We start from the raw sequence: 2824 nt of genomic DNA, 5'->3' as shown, positions 1-2824 counted from the left end.
TCATCCAGGAACAGGTCGAGATGGGCGTAGCCGTGCGCATGGCGGTTATGCAAGCGCTGTTAGATCCGCGCCGCAACCAGGAGGGAAGCGGCGCATGAGCGTGACGCTCTTCAACAAGGCCCGCATCGTCGACCCCTCGCGCGGTGTCGACGAGATCGGCGCCGTCATCGTCGACGGCCGCCGGATCGTCGCCGCCGGCAAGGCGGCGCTGAACCAAGGCGCGCCCGAAGGCGCTGTCGTCATCGACTGCGCCGGCAAGACGATCATTCCGGGTCTCATCGATGCCCGCGTCTTCATCGGCGAACCCGGCGGTGAGCACCGCGAGACCATCGCCTCGGCAAGCGTCGCTGCGGCAGCCGGCGGCGTCACCTCCATCGTCATGATGCCCGACACCAATCCGGTGATCGACAATGTGGCGCTGGTCGAATTCGTGCTGCGCACGGCAAGGGACACCGCAAGCGTCAACATCTTCCCAGCGGCGGCAATCACCAAGGGTCTCGACGGCCGCGAGATGACCGAGTTCGGCCTGCTGCGCGAAGCCGGCGCCGTGGCCTTCACCGATGGTCGACACACGATCGCCAACGCCTTGGTCATGCGCCGCGCGCTGACTTATGCCCGCGATTTCGGTAGCGTGATCGCGCATGAAACCCAGGATGCCGACCTTGCCTCGGCCGGCGTGATGAACGAGGGCCTTTATGCGAGCTGGCTCGGCTTTTCCGGCATCCCGCGCGAGGCCGAGCTCGTCCCGCTGGAGCGGGACCTAGCACTGGCGCGGCTGACCGGCGGCGCCTATCACGCCGCCAAGATCTCGACTGCGATGGCGGTTGGTGCGGTGAGCCGGGCAAAGGCCGACGGCGCCAATGTCACGGCAGGCGTCGCCATCCACAATCTGTCGCTCAATGAGAACGATGTCGGCGAATACCGCACCTTCTTCCGGCTCACCCCGCCCTTGCGCGCCGAGGACGACCGGCTGGCGATGGTCGAGGCGATCAAGGACGGCACGATCGACATCATCGTCTCTTCGCACGACCCGCAGGACGTCGATACCAAGCGACTGCCTTTCGCGGATGCCGCCGCCGGGGCGATCGGGCTGGAGACGCTGCTTGGCGCAGCACTTCGGCTCCACCACAATGGCGATGTGCCGCTGCTCAGGCTGGTCGAGACCCTGTCCACCGCGCCGGCAAGACTGTTCGGCCTGCCCGGCGGCACGCTGAAGCCGGGTGCCGCGGCCGATCTTGCGCTGGTCGATCTTGACGAGCCCTGGATCGTCAGCGAGAGCGGCCTGCGCTCGCGGTCCAAGAACACCTGTTTCGAAGGCGCGCGCCTTCAGGGCAAAGTCTTGCAAACCATGGTGGCGGGCCGCACAGTGTTTTCGGCCTGAACGTCAATCGACCAAAGCCGGAAGCAGGTTGATCGGCTGAATAGGTGGGGGAACAATGGGTTACGGGCTCGCACTGATCTTCGGATACCTGCTCGGCTCGATTCCGTTCGGGCTGTTGATTACCCGCGCGGCCGGTCTCGGCGATGTCCGCCAGATCGGTTCAGGCAACATCGGCGCGACCAATGTGCTGCGCACCGGCAACAAGGGGCTCGCCGCTGCGACGCTGCTGCTCGATGCGCTGAAGGGCACCGCGGCGGTGCTGATCGCCGGACATTTCTCGCCGGACTTCGGACTGCTCGCCGGCTTCGGCGCTTTCCTCGGCCATCTCTTTCCGGTCTGGCTAGGATTCAAGGGCGGCAAGGGCGTCGCCACCTACCTCGGCGTGCTGCTCGGGCTTGCCTGGCAGGGCATGGTTGTCTTCGCCGTTGTCTGGCTCGCCATGGCCTTCCTGTTCCGCTACTCCTCGCTCGCGGCGCTCGCGGCGACGGTGGTCGTGCCAATCGCGCTTTACTTCATCAGCACGCCTCAGATCGCCGGCCTGTTCGCGCTGATGAGCCTGATCGTCTTCGTCAAGCACCGCGCCAACATCTCGCGGCTGCTCGCCGGCACCGAGGGCAAGATCGGGGCGAAGGGGTGAGTGCTCCGGTCGCCGGCCCGCGGCTTAGCGAGCGGCAACGGCTTGCCTGGCTTCGCCTGATCCGCACGCCGAATGTCGGCCCTGCCTCTTTTCGCGAACTGATCAACCGCTTCGGCTCGGCCGAAGCCGCGCTCGAAATGCTGCCCGAGCTGATGATCTCGGGCGGCGCCAACCGCATCGCTCGCATTCCCTCCGCCGGCGAAGCCGAGGCGGAGTTGGAAGCGGCCCGGCGCGCCGGCGCCCGCTTCGTCGGCATCGGCGAAGCAGACTATCCCGCTTTGCTGAAGACCCTGGACAACCCGCCGCCGCTGTTGGCGGTGAAGGGTGAAGGCGCGGTGTTCCGTCTCCCTGCGGTGGCGATCGTCGGCGCCCGCAACGCCTCGCTCGCCGGCATCAAGATGGCGCGCATGCTGGCGAGCGACCTCGGTCGCGAGGGCTACGCCATCGTCTCCGGCCTCGCACGCGGCATCGACACCGCGGCGCATCAGGGGAGCCTTTCGACCGGCACGGTCGGAGTGCTGGCCGGCGGCCTCGATGTGCCCTACCCGCCGGAAAATGCCGGTCTGTGCGACGACATCGCCGAGCGCGGCGGCGCCATCGTTTCGGAAATGCCCTTCGGCTGGCAGCCGCGAGCGCAGGATTTCCCGCGCCGCAACCGCCTCGTCGCCGGCATTGCGCTCGGGCTCGTCGTAGTCGAAGCCGCACAGCGCTCGGGTTCGCTGATCAGCGCCAGGCTGGCCGGCGAGATGGGCCGACTGGTCTTCGCGGTTCCGGGCTCGCCGCTCGACCCGCGTGCCGCCGGCAGC

At 67.4% G+C, this 2824-nt stretch carries 3 protein-coding genes; all 3 read left to right on the top strand.

The genetic code is table 11. From position 1 onward, the window contains the following. Window positions 1-94 precede the first annotated feature (94 nt). Window positions 95-1381: a dihydroorotase gene (locus EOA32_RS35940; protein ID WP_128374210.1), complete on the top strand. Its 1287-nt coding sequence runs from the start codon at window positions 95-97 to the stop codon at window positions 1379-1381. A gap of 55 nt (window positions 1382-1436) precedes the next feature. Then, window positions 1437-2018 carry a glycerol-3-phosphate 1-O-acyltransferase PlsY gene (gene plsY, locus EOA32_RS35935; protein ID WP_067319814.1) on the top strand — a complete coding sequence of 194 codons (582 nt, stop codon included), beginning with the start codon at window positions 1437-1439 and terminating at the stop codon, window positions 2016-2018. Next, window positions 2015-2824: DNA-processing protein DprA (gene dprA, locus EOA32_RS35930; RefSeq protein ID WP_128374209.1), on the top strand; the 810-nt coding region annotated here is incomplete at its 3' end. The genes plsY and dprA, both read left to right, overlap by 4 nt.

It is taken from the genome of Mesorhizobium sp. M1A.F.Ca.ET.072.01.1.1, from assembly GCF_004023325.1.
Taxonomy (GTDB): Bacteria; Pseudomonadota; Alphaproteobacteria; order Rhizobiales; family Rhizobiaceae; genus Mesorhizobium.
The sequence above is the reverse complement of the archived record's forward strand: the minus strand, read 5'-3'. Positions and strand labels throughout refer to the sequence as shown.